Here is a 20,114-nt window from a genome sequence, read left to right as displayed (position 1 = left end):
ATCTTTTTTTTAAAAATAGGCGTTTCCATTTCATAAATCGAATGGAAACGCCTATTTTTCTGCTCTTATTAACCTTTATGAGGTACGCTTCAAATGGGATGTGCCTCTTTTAGAGAGTCCCTTTTTCATCATATGTTTGTGCTTTCTTCGGACTGGATGCAGTTTCTTCTTTGTGGAACGCAGTACTCTTTTCTTCTTCATCTGTCGACGCTTGATCAGTTTCACGCGCTTGATAGAACGGTATTTGGCGCGGATCATTCTTTTTCTTCTCAATCTAAGTCTTATTAACCGCAACCGTAGTCGCAATGATCTACGACGTCTCCGTCTGTGCGGCTTTACGGGAACGTTCTCTGGGGCTGGTACTGGGACTGGGGCTGCCACTTCAGGGGCTGGGATTTCAAGAACCGGAGTTTCCGGAAGCTGTATTTCTGGAGGCTGAATTTCTGGAGCAGGCGGCTCAGGCAGACTGAGGGTTTGCTCCGGTTCAGACACTGGCTCTGGTGCTGCAAGTCCTTTAGTCCATGGGGTCATGGCCAGATAATTATTGTACAGCGGTACATGGGGTGAATCTACATCCCACCATTTGCTATCTCCGGCGAAATGAATAATTTTATTCTCTAAATCGAGTTCGTGATGAGCGAACGTATTAAATCGCTGATCCATTTGCAAATAGTTGGAGCTAAAAACAGCATTCAGAACATCCTGATCCGGCATAGTCATTATTGGATAATTACGCAAGAAATTGAGCATTTCTCCGTACCAGTTCTCTTTCTTACGGATATTGTCCAGTTGAAACAGAATAACCCCTGAGTTAAAATACAACTCCGCACTTAGCCCAAGTGAGATAAAGTACTCCAGCAAATTTTGGCCTTGATCCAATACTGCACCCAAATAACGATCTCCCAGGTCGATGTTCCACAATTCGTTAATATCCATATTGACCAAGATGTCGCAGTCCAGATAAATAACTCTCTCCGCTTGAATAAATATTGGGAGCAACAGCCGGTACATGCTAGCCATTGTCCAATAGTCAATTTTATACACGCCAGCTGCAACTTCTTGCATATCCCCAGGAACTGTAACATGATAAAAAAAGATATTGTGATGAAATACATCCACCAGCTGAGTGAGCTTTGACTTGTTCTCCTCACTTAAGGAATCGTCATGCACAATGTGCACATTGATCATTTGCTGGGTATTGGAAAAGATTGATGCAAGGACAACACCAGCGTGCTCCGTATAGCTCCCGTCTTTATCATTGATCGTCAAGACCAGCTCAATCATTCTCGAAATTCACCTACCCTTAAAGTATTCTTTTGCATAGCCGTCTGATGCATTAGACACTTTAAGTGTATGTTTAACCCAGTGACTGGATTGGACTATTCCCCAGTAGGCCTCCATTTTATTTTGAATCGTTCGGCAAATCAGGATTGATTCTGGTAACTGTCGCACGATCACCCAGGATATGACGGGCAGGTAGCTCCTGAATTTCTTGCTCAGCTAGATAAACATGTGAGCCAAATACACTTCCCTCTGCATGAATATGGGACAACCGTACCTGATCCGTCAAAATACTATTGGTTAGAATGCAATCTTCGACAATACTATTTGGACCAATATACACATGAGGTCCAATTACACTGTTCGTTACGCGAGCGGTGAGATCAACCCTAACCGGAGGGATGCACTGCACAGAGTTAAGGCCGGAAGGCATCGCAAAATTCTTGGGATCATGATCCATCTTGTAGCGATTCGCTTCTAGCCAGCGTTCATGGGTCCCGATATCAAAAAATGGCGCTGTCGTTACGCTGTACGCAACATGCCCGCCCTCTGAAATTAACATTTGAATAGCATCTGTTAACTCGTATTCTCCGCGCGGGGAAGGCGTGAGTCTCTCAATGATCGACCAGATTGCTGCAGTCAGAGCATACACGCCAACAATAGCCAAATCCGATTTGGGATTGCGTGGTTTCTCTTCCAGACTGACCATTTGCCCACCTTCGATAACAGCAACACCAAATTGACGGGGGTCCTTGACTCGCTGCAGCAGTATCGAAGCCGCAGATTGTTCTGCCTCCAATGATTCAATCAACGGTTCGAGTTCACCCTCATACAAATTATCGCCAAGCATCAATACAAAGGGGGAATCCGCCATAAAAGTCTTTGCACTTTTGACTGCATCCGCCAGTCCTTTAGCTTCTTGTTGCAGCAGAAAGGTTAAAGAAGCGTTCCACCGCTCCCCAGCTCCAATCGTTTCCTGGATCTCTCCTTGCGAAGCGTTGACTACAATACCAATATCGGTAATTCCGGCCGCCACAAGTTTATTAATGATGGAGACAATAATATACTCCCCGTTAACGGGCAGCATACACTTTGGTTTGGTATACGTCGAAGGCTGCAGTCTTGTTCCTCGGCCGGCACATAAGATTAATCCTTTCATAAACACACCCCCCTACTCATAAAATCAGCAATCTTCGGAACTCAGTGCAAATGAGCTCTATATATTTTATGCACAAGCTATCAGAGAGTTTGGGTATATATTAAGCAGCAATGACCTATTAAACTATGATCCGGGAAGTATAGGCTCAATTTATATTTAAGTAGGGATTGTGATAAGGACGGTGGTACCTTTGCCTTTTTCACTAGTGACTTCAATGTTCCCTTTTACTTTATGAATTGTACTGTAGGCCATGAGCATGCCAAGACCGGTTCCATCTTCTTTGGTAGAATAGTATGGCTTGCCTAGACGTGATATTTCTTCCTTTGTCATCCCAATTCCAGTGTCTCGAATGCTAATAATAATATTCTGCTTACTTTCTGATATATCAATGAATAGAGTACCGCCATCCTTTTCTTTCATCGCTTCAATCCCATTTTTATATAAATTAATTAAACATTGCTGGAGTTGGTTTCGATCATAGTTCTTATTTAACGAGTTATTGAAACTAAATATAACTTCTACTTTATGTATGGCGGCATAGGGCATGATGATATTTTTGGTATACTCTGACTCTACTCTCATATCGGAATACACCCTATTCTCGGCTTGCGGCTTAGCAAACAAAAGATAATCGCTGACTATTTTTTCTGCTCGATTAAGTTCCTGCAAAGATAATTCTACATATCCTTTTTCTTCGGACGTTATATTCTTTGATTTAGATAAAAGCTGCAGAAAACCGCTGGTGACGGTTAGTGGATTTCTTATTTCGTGTGACACACTAGCTGCTAGCTCACTGACGACATTTAATCTTTCCGATTGTAAAATTCGGTCACGATTCTTGACGTTGGTAATGATCTGCTCTAATAAAATCATAATGATACTTGTCACCCCAACATAAGTCGTTAAGGCATCAAACGTGAGCAGCCAGAATTGTCTATCTAAGGAACCCATAATCCTACTTAGAATAATTAGGTAGACTCCCATCGTAAGAAAAGAAATAACAGTTGCCCCTATAATTCGGTTTTTAGAATTTAGCTTTAAGAACCTTTTACTATATAGGGGTACCAGAATGAATACAGCTGTTGAAAAAAGAAAGGAGTGGATGGTTCCATCTCCACCCAAATAGAAACGGTAGATATTTAATATTAAATATAACGGAACTACATTCTTATAGCCGCCAAATAGAGCCACGATAATAAACGGGACATATCTCAAATCAAAAATAAATCCAATTTCCAATGTAATGGGCTTGGCTATACATAGAATCATTGTCACTACAGAGAGCAAAACAAGAATCTTTCTATTATAAGAAAAGGGTCTATTTTCAAAGAAAATTAGCACGATTAGAACTGGAAACAGTAAAAACAAAAAGTTCAAGAGTAACGTTTCAATCAAGGGACATTTTCCTTTCGCCTCTATAACAAATGAAGATTCATGTCAGGTTTTGGGCTTTAGTATAGACATTACGCTAATCTGATATTATATGTAAAGTTAAACCTGTTGACTTTAAATAATTACGAAATATAATAATTACGTAATGAAATAATGCGTAATGGGAAAGGTTGGTGGTTTCATTTTATGAGCCGTGATTTAAGTAATGAGATTGACGAACTAAAGAAACAAATGGCCGAGCTTCATCAACTAGTCCAGCATATTGTTTTGGAACGAAAACCCGCAGCAAATCTGAACCTTGCAGATCCTATTTACGAAGACTCCGTTATGAAGGACCCTGACTCAAGTTCTGTTTTCTATTCCGGTAACGTTCAGCTAAACGGACAAGGGCTAAGATGGGCACCCCAAGAACGTCGCATGCAAGAATTGCTTGGATTGAATAGTGAGAAAGTGGCAAAAGTTCTAGCTGCACTAGGAAATAAGCAACGTTTAGACATTTTAAGGACTGTTCTTAATGAACCTCTTACAGGGGCCGAGCTTGTTGACCGCTTAAACATGGGTACAACGGGTCAGCTTTATCACCATCTCAAGGCATTGATCGGAGCCAATTTATTAGTGCAAGAACCTGGAGGACGATATGGATTCCCCATGCATCGATGCCTCCCTTTTCTTCTGCTATTAGCTGCGGTCAGTGACTTACTAGATACAAGTGATTATATGGACATGATGGAAACAAGGAATAACGCGGGGGTTTATTTCGGAACATCACAAGATTTCGATGTCCACCACTTGCTTTGGGCGGTTGTTGAGAATTCAATACTTGAGCACCAAGCGGGGTTTTGTAGTGAGATTGACCTGTTCCTGCACGATGATGGGAGTGTGACCGTAACTGATAATGGCAGAGGCATTCCTGTTGAGGCACTTGTTCAATCCATTTTGACCGATATCAATCGGTTTAGCAGCAGTGCTCAATTCCAAGTTCCAGGGGCCGAGAAAGGGATTAGCATTGCAGTAGTTAATGCCCTTTCCCAAAAGCTGACTGTTGAGATTCGTCGTGATGGGAAAGTTTATCGTCAAGAGTACAGACAGGGTATCCCGCAATCTGGATTAATGACCGTTGGCATATCGATTGAGACTGGAACAAGTGTTACTTTCAAGCCGGATGCAGATTTGTTTGGAGTAGGTTTTGACCGTACTAAACTGGATCTACGTAAAAATGAACTGTTAACGGCTTATCCAAGTCTCTCCATCCATATTCATGACTAAACAATATCGATTATAGGATGGTGGGATAACTTCTATGCTGACAGAAATAAAGGCGTGCCTTTTTTTGTGAATGCGCCAGATGAAAACTTAGTCCAATACTTTCATGACGGACACATACAAGCAGGAAAGGTTCTCGAATTAGGTTGTGGAGCGGGTAGAAATGCTGTCTATATGGCTCAACAGAATTGCAAGGTTACTGCAGTTGATATTTCTCAGGAAACAATAAATTGGGGAATAGAACGAGCTAAGACTAACCATGTGCATGTCAATTTTCTTCGCCATAATATTTTCGATCTTAACCTGGAGTCCGAAACCTATGATTTTATTTATGACAGCGGATGTTTCCATCATATCCTCCCCCATCGTAGAGTTAGCTTTCTTGATATGGTGAACAAAAGTTTGAAACCGGGAGGATCCTTCGGGCTAGTATGCTTTGCATTAGGCAGCATGGGTGCAGATATGACCGATTGGGAGGTATATCGGCAACGTAGCCTTAAGGGTGGATTAGGTTACACTGAGGACAAAATTAAAACCATCTTTAAGGACTTTGAGCTCATTGAGTTCAGACGTATGCAGCAAGCGGTTTACTGTTGATCACCAATGACCAGAACTTTGGAGAAGGTGGACACATCTTTTGGGGTAGAATAGGTCTTAATATGATATTCAGCAGCGGGAAGATCCTTATTGTTCGTCATGTAAGCAACAAGATTATTGAATTTTTCCTCGGTTGCTGCCGAATCAGAGGCTTGATCCATTTTGATAAATACTTGTGGCAGCCCCCCGAGTCCATACGTATCTATTAGATAAGTATATTCGTCTGGATTATTGAACTTTCCAGCAGTATAGTCTGCAGTTATTGCTCGCATCATTTGCTCTAATTCCTCTTCGTCCTCAATATAGATAGATGCCTTGGACTGAACCATCACTCTATCTAAATAGATACCTTTATCATAATTCAATATTCCATCTATTTCCTTGTGGAACTTTGTCTTAAAGACATAAGACATTAGAAAGTTACCTAGATAACCTAATCCATTGGGGTTTCCATAAATATCCACACCCTTTATTCCGATTTCCCCAGCTTCTGTATCCCCAATATCTACGATAGCGTTAAATGTGAATTCAGGAATTCCTGTTGTTTTTACTGGTACGACCAGTTTCGTACTATCCACGGAGGGGAGCGCAGGTCCGCGACCGAACTCCATACCTTCCATGATAGGCTTGAGTTCTAGACCGTACATTTCCGCTCCCTTGGAGACAATCAATTCTTTAATTTCGGCTTGCACAACTTTATTGTTCTTAAATCTTTTGGCTTCGGGATTGGCACACCCACTAATGATTAGTATTGAAATAAATATAACAATCCATGATTTCATCTTCATAGTTGCTCTCCATTCGCTCCCAATGGCAGGCTCCCCTTACGCTGTGAAAGAATTTGTGGAATATGCAATTCACGCAGAATAGGAATCACCTCTTGCACACTGTTTTTATTGAATTTCTTCAGGATACTGTTGATCTGGGATTTTAGCGTAGAAGGCTCCACATGGCGCTCTTTGCAAATTTCTTGACGGCTGTAGTCCTTCATCAGTAAATCTAGAACCTCGAGTTCTGTAGGTGTAAGCTTCGTCAGGATATGAAAATTATAAATGAGGCTGTCCTCCGCCGTCTTGATCCGCTTAAACTCCCGGGTGATCTTCCCGGCGATGTTGGAATGCAGCGAAGACATGTCATAATAGGCATCTTTTACAGCTTTCAATATGGCCTCGGCTGGCATGTTCTTGAGCAAGTAGTTGGTTACACCCAATTCAAATGCTTGGAAAACCGTATCGTCGGTTTCACAGACGGTGAGCATGACAATCTTGACGTTCGGCATATAGTTCAATATTTCCGATGAAGCCCGTAGTCCAGCTTGCTTGTCCTCCAGTTCAATGTCCATTAGGATAATGTCTGGTTTATAAAGCGCTGCCAACATTGTCCCCTCATAGCCGCTCGCGGCCCTCCCGACAAACTCTATCTGCGGGTCTTTGGTTAGAATCATCTGATAGCGCTTGGCGATCAAGTTATCGTCTTCTACGATAAGCACCTTAATGGCTGGAATGCTCATGCTGATGTTCGCCCCCTAGTTATTTGAAGTCGAAAGCAGAGGCATGACAATATGAAACGAGCTACCTTCGCCTCGTCTGCTGGCAGCACTGATCTTACCCCCGTGTGTTGTTATGATGGTATGGCATAAGGACAACCCCATTCCCCAATTCGTGGCCGTAGGCTTGGAAGAGAAGAACGGCTGAAAAATGTTCCCTATATCCTCATCCGCTATGCCGATGCCGTTGTCGCGAATAATCAACTCCACCCACTTGTTCTTCATATTGGTCTCAATCTCGTTCAGTCGCGATTTCTCTGGAACATGCTGCAGGGCGTCCACCGCATTGGACAGAATATTCTCAACAGCCTGTGAGAAATAGTAGGGGTCAGCCATAATTACTAGATGACGCAGATGTCGAGTGTAATTTACTTTAATAGGCTTGAGCTCCAAGCGCATCTCGCCCAGCACACTCTCCATAAGCTCGTGCAGAGCGACTGGCTCTAGTTCTAATTTGGGATTTCAGGGTTTTCTGATGCACTACGTCCAGTCTATCATACACTTTGAGGCAGCGTTGTTCGATGACTTGGATTTCCTGAACGACCTCCGGTGAGAAGTATAAGCGTCCTATCTGGTGCGGTGAGCTTGGATTAGTATTTGAGAAAGAGGATATTGATTTCCAAGTAACTATTATTGAGGATATGCTGGATTTATGCGAGGAAAATGATGTCTCATGGGCACTATGGACCTATAAGGATGCTGCAACCATGGGAATTGTATATCCGCGCGAAGACACTCCTTGGCGACAATTAACGGAACGAATTAAACAGGTATGGAACCAGCACAAGGAGCAGGAAAAAGGGGAAGCGTTGGTCGATTACATGGCAGAGACCTATTTCCAGCCAATCTCCCAAGAGATGCGCTATCCGCTGCAATTTCGGATGAGAACCCTTATGCAGGTCATCTGTGTGGAACAGAACTTAAAGCAATTCCTGCAGGAACTGCCATGGGAGGACACGTATCAGCTGCCAGAATCGTTCCACTGGGATCAATGTGAGACTTGGGACGAGCTGGCCACTTTGATACGGAAATATACGACTAGCTAGAAATAAATCGTTTTATTTAAACAAAAAAGAACGGCTGATGCCATTGTTCATGGCTCAACCGTTCTTTTTCTAAATGCTTATAACAAGCTTTTTGCTGCCTCAATCAATTGTTCTTTGGTCAATTTCGTAGAATCGGTCTGTACATGATAGATAACCGACTTGCCTCCGCTTTCTTTGAGCCACATTACGTCTTGATGAATATTGCTCTGCCCGAACAGCGATTGATCGTCCAACATATAATGTGCCGTTAAGCCGCCTATATTGATCTCCTCATAGGTTGTGTTGGGCGGAACTACTTGGAACATCTTAAGATCAGGGTTACCGTTGGCAATTTGCCAGGTTAAATAGATCGTCTCATTACTCGAATTACGATATACGGAAGTATAGGGGACAACAGGTTCAGCTTTGGATAGATCTGCCTTTCGCCACAATAACTCACTTCCTGTCTTCTTGTTTTCAGCTTTCATCTCATTCAGAAGCTGGTAACCATCCGGGCCAAAACTAAATTGGTAGGGCGAGTTTTCCATGCCCTCCACGAAGTTGAATGTTCCAAGAATGGATTCGGGAAGCTTTTCCTCAATGCTGTGTTGCTGCAATGTCGCTTTCCAATCCTCTAACGGGATAGGAATCGGCTTATTGATGCCAAAGACAAGCGGTGTTCCCGCAACCTGTATGTCATAATCTTGAAGGTATACGACTGCTGTTTCTCCGGGGTTCAATTGTGCTTTAACTTCCTCTAGCGAACCGCGAATCTTCTCTATATCGCCTTGCTCAAAATGCAACTCCTGCGCAGTTTGATAGTTGATAGAGAACGTATCCGTTTTATCTTCAAATAGGAGCTTGCTCCCTGCATAGCTGAATCCGCAAATCAAGATAAATATGATGGCGATCAAAACGAATTTTGGCATTTTTCTTGTTCTAGGCATGAATGATTTTCCCCTTTGTCGCATCACCTGCTGCCTGTATTCCACCGCAATTCGAGTATCCAGGTCGGAAGGACACTTCCGGGAATCTTGTTCGAACGCCTCTACTAGTTGCTGCTCAATAGACAAAGCCATCCCCCTCCTCTCGCAAACCCTGTTGATCAAATCGGTGGCGTAAATGCTTAAGTGCATGATGATGCCTAGATTTTACGGTGCCTAACGGAATCTTCAACAATTTGGCAATGTCCTCCAGAGAGCAATCCTGGTAGTAGCGAAGGACGATAACCTCCTTGAATTTGAGCGGTAGCGTCTGCAAGATTGGAAGCAAGTCCAGTCGGTCGCTCAGAGCCGTCAACCGTAGCTCTGCCGCTGGGTCGGACGATTTGGTAGTACTCTGCATCAGCTTTTCCGTGATACGAAAAAGACGCCACTCCTTCCGCTTCCAGTTCCGCACTTGTCTGACAATCAAACCACTAAACCATGAAGCGAAACTCTGTTCCGGATCATACTTATTCAGACTTCTGAACAGTTCAAAATATAATTCGCTCATGATCTCTCCAATATCTTCTTTCCTCGGAGCGAGATAGCTGATTAATCTGTAAGCATGATCGTGCGTTGATTCATAAACGACTTGGAATGCTTGTTCATCACCCTGGCTCATCCGGATAAGCCAAAGGGTCAAGTCTAGGTCCTTCATAGGGCCGGCCTCCATTCAGGTCTTACAACAGGTATTGGCTCGTTTTGCTAAAAAGGTTCACTCTTGAGAATCATTAAAATAGCGACCCAAGTAGGGTCGCTATTTTCACAAACCTTAATTAGACTCAATCAGGCCAGCTGTCTTTAAATCTTCGATGTTCAGATACATCTCATCTTTATACTTTTTGATACGTATATCGCTTAAAGTAAAATCGCCTTGTTGTGCTTTCTTATATTCATCTGTTTCCCGGAAAGGGACGAAGGATTCCCCCATTATTTCATTTTATTTCCATCATTCCTCATCTTACTACGATTTGGAATGCTGTCAAGAAGATATAGACCCTCCCCAAATGAACACCAAGAATAAAACGTCAACTTTGAAATGCCGGCTGCTATGATTGCAACCTTCATCAAGTTCTCACTCCTTCACAAGACTGCCTAGTATACATTCTTCCTGCATAAGCAGCGTGAGTATTCGCTTGGGGTATAATGAATGCCAATGCTTCGTCATTTCCACTTGACTTCTCTTCAATATCGCAATATAATTCAACCAACCAGTTAGTTTTAAAAAAGAGGTGTAAAACATAGAGCCCACGGAGCGTAAAAAAAGTTCGCGAACTTACGATGCTGCCCGAACCAAAGTAATCATCCTTGACGCTGCAGAGGAGATATTTGCTGAGCTTGGTTATTCGGCGGCACGAATTGATGGTATTGCCAAGGCATCCGGGTACAATAAAAGTATGATCTATCAGTATTTTGGCGACAAATTGGGACTTTATACAGAAGTCGTCAAACGTGCCGACCAGATAGGTGATCAGGCTACAGGATCGACAATTACTGACTTCCTGAAGAACGATAATCTTATAAAGGACCCTGTGGTATTTCGGCGGTTCCTGGGAACAATTACAAGAGAAATCTATGAGTTTCTTCTGGAGCACCCGCGCTATCTGAAGATTCTTTCTTGGGAGGCCGCGGAAGACTGGAAGACATGGAATCAAATCACATACCGTCCTGATGATATTACCCAACTGTATGAGCTCGCCAAAACCGCTAAGAAGTCTGGAATCATCCGGCAGGATTTTGATCCGGCTATGTTTCCGATTCTGATCATGAATATGACCACAGCGACTATTCAGGCTTTTTCCCGGTATGGGAATATGCTAGGGAAGCTGGACTCGCCACAGATAAGAGAACAGACGATTGAGCAGATTGCGAAATTTATAATTCATGGTGTCATAGAGCCGTCTTTACTTTAAAAGATGGTTTTTATTTTCACAAAATATAAACAACTAGTTAGATTTAAAAGGAGGCGGGTTGATGAATGCGATTATTCAGACAGAAGGTCTAACTAAACATTTTCGAAACAATCCAGCGGTTGAGGGAATCTCACTGCATGTTGACAAAGGGGAAATCTACGGATTCCTGGGACTGAACGGGGCAGGCAAAACGACAACCATACGAATGCTGCTAGGTATGATTCGGCCCGATTCTGGTTCTTCTTATTTGTTCGGACAACGTGTGGATGCTGGCAGTCATAAGCTGTGGGCAGACGTAGGATATATGGTGGAAACACCCTACTCCTATCCTGAACTGACCGTTCTGGAGAACCTGGAGATCATTCGCCGTTTGCGAGGCATACCTGATCGCGCTGCCATCGATTCTGTAATGGATAAGCTTCAGCTTACCTCCTACCGGGACCGTAAAGCCGGAAATTTGTCACTTGGCAATGGGCAGCGGCTGGGTTTGGCCAAGGCGCTGCTGCACAATCCGAAAGTACTGATTCTGGATGAGCCTACCAATGGACTAGATCCGGCAGGAATTGTCGAAGTCCGGCAACTGCTCCGCGAGCTTGCTGCCAATCACGGGGTAACGATTTTTATCTCCAGCCATATTCTGGGCGAGGTCGCGAGGCTGACAACGCGGATCGGAATTGTTCACCGTGGCAAGCTGCTGCAGGAAACAGATGTAAAAGATCTGCAGCAGTTCCTCCAAAAACGCCTGCTTGTACAGACCCGAAATCCCGAAGCAGCTCGGTTAAAGCTGACTCAGGAAGGCTATAAGGTGATGATGTCCGAGGACGGGCTGTTGCTCCCTGAGGGTCATGCGATAGCGAATCCGGACCGAATCGCCAAGCTGCTGGTGAATGCGCATATGCCGCCAATCCAGCTTACCGTCCAGGAAGAGGATCTGGAAACCTATTTTCTTAGAAGGATTGAAATCGAGGGAGGAAACAAAGGATGAACCCACTTTCAACCGCAATATGGACGGAAAGCCTGAAAATTCGCCGCTCCAAACTACTCTGGATTTCGTTGCTCGCCAGCACACTGCTGCCGGTCATACTCGGACTCACCTTTTCCGGCTTAATTGGCTCCCAGAATGCTGTTGAGGGGGAAACGAATTTACCAGGTTTCATGAATCACCTGAGTACTGCTGTTTCGATCGGGGGGTTGATCGGATTTGGTTTTGTGTATAGCTGGATTTTTGGCCGAGAATATTCAGACCGCACGGTCAAGGATTTGCTGGCACTTCCGCTGTCCCGTTACGGAGTGGCCGCCGCTAAATTGATCGTTGCCACCGTTTGGTGCGCGGTACTGGCAGTGCTTATGTTCGCCGTAGGAGGGTTAACTGCCTGGTTCGTCCAGTTGGATGGCTGGAGTCTTGAGGTCATTGCCCAAAGCTTTACAGGGTATGTATGGCTCGCTCTTATGGTTATCTGTTTATGCATACCCGTAGCCTGGATCGCCAGTGTTGGGCGTGGTTATCTCTCCCCTCTGGGATTTGTCGTGCTAACCATGGTGATTGCTAATCTCAGCGGGAGTATGGGTATCGCTGAATATATTCCCTGGGCAGTTCCCGCGCTTCTCGCCGTCGGTTCCGGGGACGCAAGCAGCCATTTGCAGGCGTTTAGCCTTGCACTTCCTTATTTGACCGGTTGCATCGGTGTTATAGGCACACTTGCCTGGTGGCGTTATGCTGACCAAACCTAAGGATTCAGGAGAAATTCCGTAACTGACTAATTCATCTCACAAATTGATCTTGGAGGGTAACAGAATGGAACAGGCACCCAAAGGAACACTGTTTATCATGGCGATCCTAATTACCGGCGCTATACTGGGGCTGCTAAATCAGTCTTCACTCAATACCGCACTGCCGAATATTATGGGGGATTTTCAAATCTCAACAAGTTCAGCCCAGTGGCTTACGACGGCTTTTGCCTTGGTGACTGGCATTGTCGTCCCAATCACGGCCTTTCTAATTCAGAGATTCACAACCAAACAAGTATTTGTATTTGCCATGGGGATGCTTACTGCAGGAACTCTCCTATGCGCGGTCTCACCGAACTTTGGCCTATTGCTCAGCGGAAGAATTGTGCAGGCCGTTGGGGTTGGGATTATGCTTCCTTTGGTGCAAACGTTGGCCTTCATTCTAATCCCGGTGGCCAAACGAGGGTTTTCCATGGGGATGATTGGGCTAGCCATTAATTTTGCTCCGGCGATTGGACCTGTCCTGAGCGGATGGCTGGTAGCAGATCATTCCTGGCGATTGTTATTTTATATTCTGTTCCCGTGCACACTGTTCATTACGCTCGTCGGCATCTTTCTACTTAAGAACGTAACTAAGCAAGTGAAGAGTAAAATAGATTCTTTATCCGTGATGCTATCCTCTCTTGGATTCAGCGGGATATTATACGGGTTCAGCATCTCCAGCAGCAAAGGCTGGGAAAGCGCGGAAGTTCTTGTCTCCTTAGCGGTTGGTTTCCTAGCGCTGGGTCTGTTCGTATGGCGGCAATTCATTCTGGATAACCCTCTGCTGGAATTAAGAGTATTCAAGAGCAGTTCGTTCACCTTAGCCACGGTAATCAGTATGATCCTGATGATCATCATGCTGAGCGCGCAGCTGCTATTGCCCATCTATATGCAGACCATGCTTGGTTACTCAGCACTTAAATCGGGACTGATGCTGCTGCCGGGTGCGATCCTGATGGGGGCCATGTCGCCCATAGCAGGCAAGTTATTCGATAAATTCGGTGCCCGATTCCTGGTCATCACTGGACTAAGCTTAACGGTCATATCCACCTTGTTATTTACCCATTTAACGGAGACAACCTCCTATGCTTTTCTGATGACTGGTTATTCGATCCGGATGATTGGCGTGAGTCTGACTATAATGCCTGTCATAACTAGCGGCATGAATTCACTGGCTCCCGAGTTGATTCGGCACGGGATTCCCGTTAACACGACCTTGCGAACCGTAGCCGGTTCCATCGGGACCGCGCTGCTCATCACCATCATGATGAGCTATAATGGAGGAAGCTTGGGACAGACAGGTGATGTGCACAGTTTAATACACGGGATGAATGTTGCTTCGATGGTCACTACCGGAGCTGCCGTTATCGCCTTGGTTTTAGCTTTTTTCATCAAACGCAAGGACCCCTTGAAAGCAAAAGCCGCTTAAAAGTATCCTAATACAATGTTCGCTCTACTTATGATACGGTCCAGCGTAACACTATAACAACGAAATTAAAGGGTGCCTTAGAAGGCACCCTTTAATGTATTCATTAACACTCTACTATTTACTTTACACATACCATGATCCGCTAACCCATCATTTTTTATTTACTCTTCTATGCCAATACCGTTCAGTAGAACAGTAACCGCCTCAGCTCTTGTTAAATCTGTATTTGCTTCACTAGAATGACCTAAGGCCGTCGCGATCATTACTTCCATCTCGGCACGTGTAATTTCTGCGTTCGGACGGAAGCTTCTATCCTCATAAGCGTTAATAATGTCTGCTTGTACGGCTTGAGCGACTGCTTGCTCATAGCCCAAAGACCCTTGACCACGAATGGTCAGGAGTCTTTGGGCTATTTATATTGATCGCAAAATACTGGTTTCACTTATGGTACGGTTCTGCACGCTGTCTATTACGGCAAGTCCTTAAAATATTCTATCTGCTCACTGCTCAGCATCGTACTGGCAATCATCAGGAAGTCCTCCCGACCGATCTCGAAATGACCCTGACGGAAAGAATACCCCCAATTTCGGTTCACACGCGTGAAGCTAAGCTGTTCTAATAAATCTCTGATCTGTACTTTCCGGCATGAAATATAGCTGATATTTCTACGGAATGATACAAACGAAGGGGACATTTGGTATTCGTAGACTTGATCATCAGCCACTTCTCCGACAGCAGTGAACGCTTGAAGTGGCACCCCTTCCATTTCTGTACGCGGGGAGTAGTAGATCAACCAATCGCCTGCTCGCATCTTACGTAATGGTGCTGACTTACCATGACAGAGCTGGGCGAACCCACCCAACTCTCCACGCTTCACATGGGATGCAGACACAACACCAATCCAGAAGCGGCTTTGTTGGCTTATCTTATCCAGTTGCATATCTCAAACGCCCTCCCTTTTTCAAAAAATGGTTGTGTCACTTTCAAGCACCAAGGTTTGTTTTAAGCGGTTCAGCTGCAGAAGATGATGACGGTAGTGCATTTCAACAAGCAGAAACCATTCCTTCGCACACAGTCCGCCGAATCGTGGATGGGACACTGTATTTTGTTTGGACGTTTGTTCAAGGGTAGGTTCAATCTCCTTCATTCTCTGGATGACCGTGTGTAATCCTTGAATTAGCTGCTCTTTGCTTTCTGGCTGTGCCGGTGTATATTGCGGGGAAGGCGGAACCTGAATACGAATGGGCGGGAAACTTTCTTGAGCGAATATAGCTGCACCAGCCTCGGTTTTTCCTGCTAGAGATACCAAAGAGTCTTGGTTTGGCACCAGGCATCGATCCATATTAGGAAGATGCATATAAAGCGCCGAGTTAATAAGATGTTGAACCATCTGTCCGATGGACCACTCGTCGTCACTTGGCTTTTGCTTCAGTTGCTCCATATTGTATTGATCCAGTTCATGCATATAATATGTCGCGGTCTCCTCGAACCGTTGTAATGCTTCCTTTGTTGCACTCATCATATATTAGCTCCTTCAGCCATCTTTTTATCCAAGTATACAAAAACGCTACTGACACCCTTATGTCAGTAGCGTTTCAACATGTTCTCCAGTTCATTTCTAACCCGATGCCTAAAGGACTCTGGCTCCAGCACAACCACTCCGCTTCCCCAACCGAGCACGGATTGCAGCAATTCCTCAGGCTGCCGAACACGAAAGGTCATCAGCAATCCTTCCGGATGTTCCTCTATGGTTTCTGTATAGAAATTGTTAGACTCCCTTACCTTTTCGGCAATATCAGGTTGGACCTGGATGCGCACAAGAACGTTGCGATCATCTGGAGGCTGGTATTCATCTAACTGAAAATCTGCTGGCAGCTCAAATCTGGCTTCCAGATCGATAAGCTCCGTCATCCGGGATAACCGGAAATGACGGATGTCTTGACGCAGTTCACACCATCCGGTAACCACCCATGCCCCATTCAGAAGAACAAGTCCATAAGGGGCAACGGTACGAAAACTTTGACGGTTACCATCGGCTTCAGCGATTCTTTTGGAATAGTGGAAGTATATTTTCCTTCCCTCCGATATCGCTCGACGAATCACTTCTATGTAGGCCTTCTCTTGTATTCGTGCTGCATCTTCAGCAGTTGCAATCAGACGAAAGCTCTTGCGAATCCGAGTTGCCTCACTGCGGACCGATTCCGGCAGGATAGCTTCAATCTTCCTTCTAGAAGTTCGAGACTTACTGCCATAATGGGCATCAAACCACTGCTCGATAAAATCTGTCCCGATGAGTAACGTCACGGCTTCTTCCACTGTAAAGCTGACCGGCGGCAGGAAATACCCCTCCATTAAGGAGTAGCCCTGCCCTGGCGCCCCTATCACGGATACGCCTGCTTCACTCAAAGCCTGAATATCCCTATAGATGGTTCTCACGCTTGTTTCAAATGTAGCCGCTAAATCCTCAGCTCGTAACACTTTGTTACGCTGGAGCTCAAGCACTATAGCTAACAAACGATCCGTTTTGTTCATAAGGCTGCACCCTTTCCTAATAATTTCATTTATTTCCTTTTTTTTGAGTGATATCCTCTTTGTCTTTTGTGATTCTTAAAGGAATGTTCGTTTTTGCAGAGAGTAGCTTAACTATACAGGACAAGGGGTCGCGAGTCTTCCATTTGAGAATTCCAGATGGTAACTCCAGAGACGAATCCATGTCTTGGAAAAAAACAGACAGCTAGCGACAATTACTCTCCTCATTAAGGATACGCTTCAACTCTTTCGGATTTGTTGAATCATAAATTTCCGAAATTCATTCAATAGATCTTGGATTCTTCCTTCTTCAAGCTCTGAAGCAATCCGATTTTCTCATAATATCTGTATGTTCTTATTGAGATCTGATAGTTCTTAGTAACCTCGTTTTTTAACAAGTTATAGGAAATAAATCTTGTTGTAACCTTTTTGTACAATCGCACGTCTAAAATCACAAATAAACAACAGACTACAACACGAGGTGAAAGAAATGAAGAAAACATTCAAGATTATGACGATAACCGCTGCCGCTGCCTTGACTCTCAGTTTTGCTGGACAACAATTTGCTTCCGCCGCAACCTTCAAAGATTTAAATAACGTTCAAGACAAAGAGAAAATCATAGCCCTGCAAAATAGTGGCCTGATCAAAGGGATCAGCACCTACTTGTTTGGTCCGCACATTGCCATCTCGGAGGCTGAAGGCGTTCAAATGATCGTCAATGCGGTAGGACTGAATCTGGATCTGGTCCGCTTCATTAAAGAGCCCAAGGCTTCGGACTATTTTGCAAATGCCAGCGATTCCGCTTGGTACTCGCAAGCCCTCATTATTGCTGCCGTCAACGGACTGGATCTGCCCACTGATTTGAAGCCCAACCAGAAGTTAACACGCGAAGAATTCACACACCAGCTCATTCATGCGATAGAGATAAGTGGTCAACTTCCGATGGTGAAGCCTGTTGTTGTTGAATTTAAAGACCAAGGTCAAGTCAAGGTTGATTATTCCGGTTCGATCCAGCGCGCCTTGAACTATGGCGTTGTGAAGCTGGATACAAACGGAAAGTTTAATCCCAAGCAAGAAATTACTCGGGCCGAGGCAGCCGTAGAGATTAGCAATGCGCTGGCGTACCTGAAGGCACATTCGGCGCCAGTCGCTGTGAGCGAGATCCTTACGGCAGAGCAAGCCATTCAATTGATCAAAGAAGCCGTCGGACCGGATGCGGACCTGCAGATCAAGATCGATCCAAAAGCCGAAATGACCCGCGAATCGTTCACGTATCTGCTGGTTCATACGCTCCAAACGAGCAGCCAATTGCCAATGCTTAAATTGATTCCGGTAGAGATCAAGGATAACGACAAGATCGATATCTTAAACTCAGGAGCTATTCAGACGGCGATTTCCTTGAAGATCGTGAAACTGGACGCAGATGGCAACTTTAACCCAAAGGACGGAATCACCCGCACAGACGCGACTGCTATGGTCAGCCAAGTGCATGAGATCTTAAAAGGATTCGCAAATCATTAAGAATAGAAGTGATAGAAGTGCCCTTCTGCCGAAATGGTAGAGGGGATTTTTTTTTATTTCCAAGAACTCACATGCGGCCTATTGCGACAAATAGGGCTAAAGCCAAGAAAACGATGTTCACGCCAATTTCTTGGTATTCTTTTCGCTTAATATGAAATAACGCTCCAAAGAGAACAACGATAACAAGCCCGATTGCGGCAATCGGCGTCAATACAGGGACAATATTCGTCGCTTGGGGCACAATGATCCCGAGGACTCCAAGCAATTCCACGATTCCAATAAAGAAAACCAATCCTCTCGAAACCTCATTGACCCAATGCCAGGACGCCTTTGCTTTTTCATACTGGAACGCCTTCATCCAACCAGAAAAAATAAAGCCTGCTCCCAAGATTCCCTGCACAATCCATAAGGCCATATTCATGATTCTTCCGCTCCTCCTTGTGCATCTTCAACACCTAGGACTATACTATTTTATGGGGTGACTATTGGGAAGTAGGCACTTGAAATAAACATAGTATACAAAAAGAAACCTTAGGAAGATAAAGGATCGGAGGACACTTAATGGCTACTTATTGTAAATTCGAAACGGCGCTGGAACTTCTTGTCGGGAAATGGAAACCTGTGATCCTGCTTCGCCTTTTTGCCAATGGTGTCATGAGATTCAGCGAACTTCAAAAGGCGATCCCGGACATTACCAAAAAAATGCTCACTCAGCAACTAAGGGAATTAGAGTATCAAGATATCATCCATCGCGAAGTCTATCCGCAAGTCCCTCCCAAAGTTGAATATTCCATTACGTCATACGGCCAACGAATAACCCCATTATTGCAGGCCATGAATGATTGGGGAGTGGATCATATCGCTCATTTGAACGAATTATATGGGGAAGATATCTGATTACGACGGAGCCATTTACCTTTGGGATAACATATACTTACGAAAATAATCAACAAATGGGGTATACATATCTTGCACCTCATAAATTTCATTCATAAACTCTTTTTTCACTAGCTCTGCTTGTTTAAGTTCTAAATCCAGTGAGTATTCACTGTCCTGATAATCATTGAGCATATAGTAGAAAAATTGGCAGTCCTGTTTCACTGCTCGATAACTGTCTGCAAAATCACCCGATTCTTTCAGAAACGATGCCCATGATAGTTCCTTCCGTTCATACCTTAAATACAGACAGCCTATATGAAAATCATATAACGAATCCGGGAAAGCTTCGAATGGTTCCGAAAAGGCGTACGAATTTACAATGTACACTGCATCCCCTAAATACTTTTTGGTTCCAAGTTCGATGATCCAATACGGAGGTCTATCCATGTTTTCAATGACTTCATCACAAAAGAAGTAATAGTGCTTATACCAAATAAGATGAGATTCAAGCATAATACCTATTTTCCTGGCGATTTGCCTGTTAAGTTCCATCTTCATTAGTCAACCCCCTCATTAAACTTGTTACCTATCTTAGCATATCTTGCAAGTCTTCCACGTAACGATGACTCTGGTGACTTTCAAGGATGCTGTAAAATAAACTAACTTTTTTCAAAACAAAGCCCCTTCTGCTGAAAGTTCAGCGGAAAGGGCTCTTATTGGATTAGCATACTCTAAGTTTGCGCGTTACACTTCACGATCATGTGCTCTACCGTTGTGGCGGGGCTGTCTCCATGAAGCCGGAGCTCGCACGCTCGTTTAACGAGCA

The 20,114-nt window shown here is 44.3% G+C and carries 23 protein-coding genes; 9 read left to right on the top strand and 14 right to left on the bottom strand.

All coding sequences use genetic code 11. From position 1 onward, the window contains the following. Positions 1 to 75: 75 nt before the first annotated feature. From H1230_RS02050 to H1230_RS02040, 3 genes are all read right to left on the bottom strand, one after another. A complete protein-coding gene (locus tag H1230_RS02050) occupies positions 76 to 1,284 on the bottom strand; it encodes a glycosyltransferase family 8 protein (protein WP_239714005.1) in 1,209 nt (402 codons plus the stop codon). A 118-nt stretch (positions 1,285 to 1,402) separates the two neighbouring features. Beyond that, entirely contained in the window at positions 1,403 to 2,440 is a 1,038-nt protein-coding gene (locus tag H1230_RS02045; protein WP_239714004.1) for a sugar phosphate nucleotidyltransferase, read from the bottom strand. Between the two features lie 156 nt (positions 2,441 to 2,596). After that, positions 2,597 to 3,835, bottom strand: a complete 1,239-nt coding sequence (locus H1230_RS02040) for an ATP-binding protein (protein ID WP_239714003.1) — start codon at positions 3,833 to 3,835, stop codon at positions 2,597 to 2,599. Between the two features lie 183 nt (positions 3,836 to 4,018). On the opposite strand from H1230_RS02040, the gene H1230_RS02035 reads away from it, so the two are divergent. Then, positions 4,019 to 5,098 (top strand): ATP-binding protein, encoded by a 1,080-nt coding sequence (locus H1230_RS02035; RefSeq protein WP_239714002.1) that lies wholly within the window; start codon positions 4,019 to 4,021, stop codon positions 5,096 to 5,098. A gap of 3 nt (positions 5,099 to 5,101) precedes the next feature. Continuing rightward, complete coding sequence (locus H1230_RS02030) at positions 5,102 to 5,692, top strand: class I SAM-dependent methyltransferase (RefSeq protein ID WP_345773427.1); 591 nt, start codon at positions 5,102 to 5,104, stop codon at positions 5,690 to 5,692. On the opposite strand, the gene H1230_RS02025 is transcribed toward H1230_RS02030, so the two are convergent. Genes H1230_RS02025 through H1230_RS02015 form a run of 3 tightly spaced genes read right to left on the bottom strand, consistent with a single transcriptional unit; the run spans position 5,683 to position 7,658 of the window. Continuing rightward, on the bottom strand, positions 5,683 to 6,480 hold the full coding sequence (locus H1230_RS02025) for a hypothetical protein (protein ID WP_239714000.1): 798 nt from the start codon (positions 6,478 to 6,480) through the stop codon (positions 5,683 to 5,685). The genes H1230_RS02030 and H1230_RS02025 overlap by 10 nt on opposite strands. Further along, the gene (locus tag H1230_RS02020) at positions 6,477 to 7,202 is read right to left on the bottom strand and encodes a response regulator transcription factor (RefSeq protein WP_239713999.1); all 726 of its coding nucleotides are present in this window, start codon (positions 7,200 to 7,202) and stop codon (positions 6,477 to 6,479) included. The genes H1230_RS02025 and H1230_RS02020 overlap by 4 nt, the downstream gene beginning before the upstream one ends. A gap of 15 nt (positions 7,203 to 7,217) precedes the next feature. Then, positions 7,218 to 7,658 carry a sensor histidine kinase gene (locus tag H1230_RS02015; protein WP_239713998.1) on the bottom strand — a complete coding sequence of 147 codons (441 nt, stop codon included), beginning with the start codon at positions 7,656 to 7,658 and terminating at the stop codon, positions 7,218 to 7,220. 287 nt (positions 7,659 to 7,945) lie between these two features. Between H1230_RS02015 and H1230_RS02010 the strand changes: the two genes are divergently transcribed. Further along, positions 7,946 to 8,284 carry a hypothetical protein gene (locus H1230_RS02010; protein WP_239713997.1) on the top strand — a complete coding sequence of 113 codons (339 nt, stop codon included), beginning with the start codon at positions 7,946 to 7,948 and terminating at the stop codon, positions 8,282 to 8,284. Between the two features lie 77 nt (positions 8,285 to 8,361). Here the strand turns inward: H1230_RS02010 and H1230_RS02005 are convergent, their stop codons facing one another. Next, positions 8,362 to 9,336: a hypothetical protein gene (locus H1230_RS02005; protein ID WP_239713996.1), complete on the bottom strand. Its 975-nt coding sequence runs from the start codon at positions 9,334 to 9,336 to the stop codon at positions 8,362 to 8,364. Then, positions 9,326 to 9,904 (bottom strand): sigma-70 family RNA polymerase sigma factor, encoded by a 579-nt coding sequence (locus tag H1230_RS02000; protein ID WP_239713995.1) that lies wholly within the window; start codon positions 9,902 to 9,904, stop codon positions 9,326 to 9,328. Before H1230_RS02000 ends, H1230_RS02005 begins: the two co-directional genes overlap by 11 nt. Positions 9,905 to 10,487: 583 nt before the next feature. Here H1230_RS02000 and H1230_RS01995 point away from each other — a divergent pair. From H1230_RS01995 to H1230_RS01980, 4 genes are all read left to right on the top strand, one after another. After that, complete coding sequence (locus H1230_RS01995) at positions 10,488 to 11,159, top strand: TetR/AcrR family transcriptional regulator (RefSeq protein WP_345773426.1); 672 nt, start codon at positions 10,488 to 10,490, stop codon at positions 11,157 to 11,159. A gap of 61 nt (positions 11,160 to 11,220) precedes the next feature. Beyond that, a complete protein-coding gene (locus H1230_RS01990; RefSeq protein ID WP_239713993.1) occupies positions 11,221 to 12,144 on the top strand; it encodes an ABC transporter ATP-binding protein in 924 nt (307 codons plus the stop codon). After that, positions 12,141 to 12,890 carry an ABC transporter permease gene (locus H1230_RS01985; protein ID WP_239713992.1) on the top strand — a complete coding sequence of 250 codons (750 nt, stop codon included), beginning with the start codon at positions 12,141 to 12,143 and terminating at the stop codon, positions 12,888 to 12,890. The genes H1230_RS01990 and H1230_RS01985 overlap by 4 nt, the downstream gene beginning before the upstream one ends. A gap of 64 nt (positions 12,891 to 12,954) precedes the next feature. Continuing rightward, entirely contained in the window at positions 12,955 to 14,358 is a 1,404-nt protein-coding gene (locus H1230_RS01980; protein ID WP_239713991.1) for a DHA2 family efflux MFS transporter permease subunit, read from the top strand. Between the two features lie 161 nt (positions 14,359 to 14,519). Here the strand turns inward: H1230_RS01980 and H1230_RS01975 are convergent, their stop codons facing one another. The 4 genes from H1230_RS01975 to H1230_RS01960 form a co-directional block, all read right to left on the bottom strand. Beyond that, the gene (locus H1230_RS01975; protein ID WP_239713990.1) at positions 14,520 to 14,732 is read right to left on the bottom strand and encodes an S-layer homology domain-containing protein; all 213 of its coding nucleotides are present in this window, start codon (positions 14,730 to 14,732) and stop codon (positions 14,520 to 14,522) included. Between the two features lie 95 nt (positions 14,733 to 14,827). After that, positions 14,828 to 15,298 (bottom strand): EVE domain-containing protein, encoded by a 471-nt coding sequence (locus H1230_RS01970; RefSeq protein ID WP_239713989.1) that lies wholly within the window; start codon positions 15,296 to 15,298, stop codon positions 14,828 to 14,830. Positions 15,299 to 15,319: 21 nt separating this feature from the next. Continuing rightward, positions 15,320 to 15,877: a DinB family protein gene (locus H1230_RS01965; protein ID WP_239717022.1), complete on the bottom strand. Its 558-nt coding sequence runs from the start codon at positions 15,875 to 15,877 to the stop codon at positions 15,320 to 15,322. Between the two features lie 65 nt (positions 15,878 to 15,942). Beyond that, positions 15,943 to 16,890 (bottom strand): helix-turn-helix transcriptional regulator, encoded by a 948-nt coding sequence (locus tag H1230_RS01960; RefSeq protein WP_239713988.1) that lies wholly within the window; start codon positions 16,888 to 16,890, stop codon positions 15,943 to 15,945. 487 nt (positions 16,891 to 17,377) lie between these two features. On the opposite strand from H1230_RS01960, the gene H1230_RS01955 reads away from it, so the two are divergent. Then, positions 17,378 to 18,409 carry an S-layer homology domain-containing protein gene (locus tag H1230_RS01955; protein ID WP_239713987.1) on the top strand — a complete coding sequence of 344 codons (1,032 nt, stop codon included), beginning with the start codon at positions 17,378 to 17,380 and terminating at the stop codon, positions 18,407 to 18,409. 67 nt (positions 18,410 to 18,476) lie between these two features. Here H1230_RS01955 and H1230_RS01950 read toward each other — a convergent pair whose 3' ends face one another. Further along, positions 18,477 to 18,830 carry a DoxX family protein gene (locus H1230_RS01950; protein WP_239713986.1) on the bottom strand — a complete coding sequence of 118 codons (354 nt, stop codon included), beginning with the start codon at positions 18,828 to 18,830 and terminating at the stop codon, positions 18,477 to 18,479. Between the two features lie 140 nt (positions 18,831 to 18,970). On the opposite strand from H1230_RS01950, the gene H1230_RS01945 reads away from it, so the two are divergent. Continuing rightward, entirely contained in the window at positions 18,971 to 19,306 is a 336-nt protein-coding gene (locus H1230_RS01945; RefSeq protein ID WP_239713985.1) for a winged helix-turn-helix transcriptional regulator, read from the top strand. 15 nt (positions 19,307 to 19,321) lie between these two features. On the opposite strand, the gene H1230_RS01940 is transcribed toward H1230_RS01945, so the two are convergent. Then, on the bottom strand, positions 19,322 to 19,846 hold the full coding sequence (locus H1230_RS01940; RefSeq protein WP_239713984.1) for a hypothetical protein: 525 nt from the start codon (positions 19,844 to 19,846) through the stop codon (positions 19,322 to 19,324). Positions 19,847 to 20,114: the final 268 nt, after the last annotated feature.

It is taken from the genome of Paenibacillus sp. 19GGS1-52 (assembly GCF_022369515.1).
Lineage (GTDB): Bacteria > Bacillota > Bacilli > Paenibacillales > Paenibacillaceae > Paenibacillus_AQ.
Note: the sequence above shows the minus strand (reverse complement) of the source record. Positions and strands in the feature narration are given on the sequence as shown.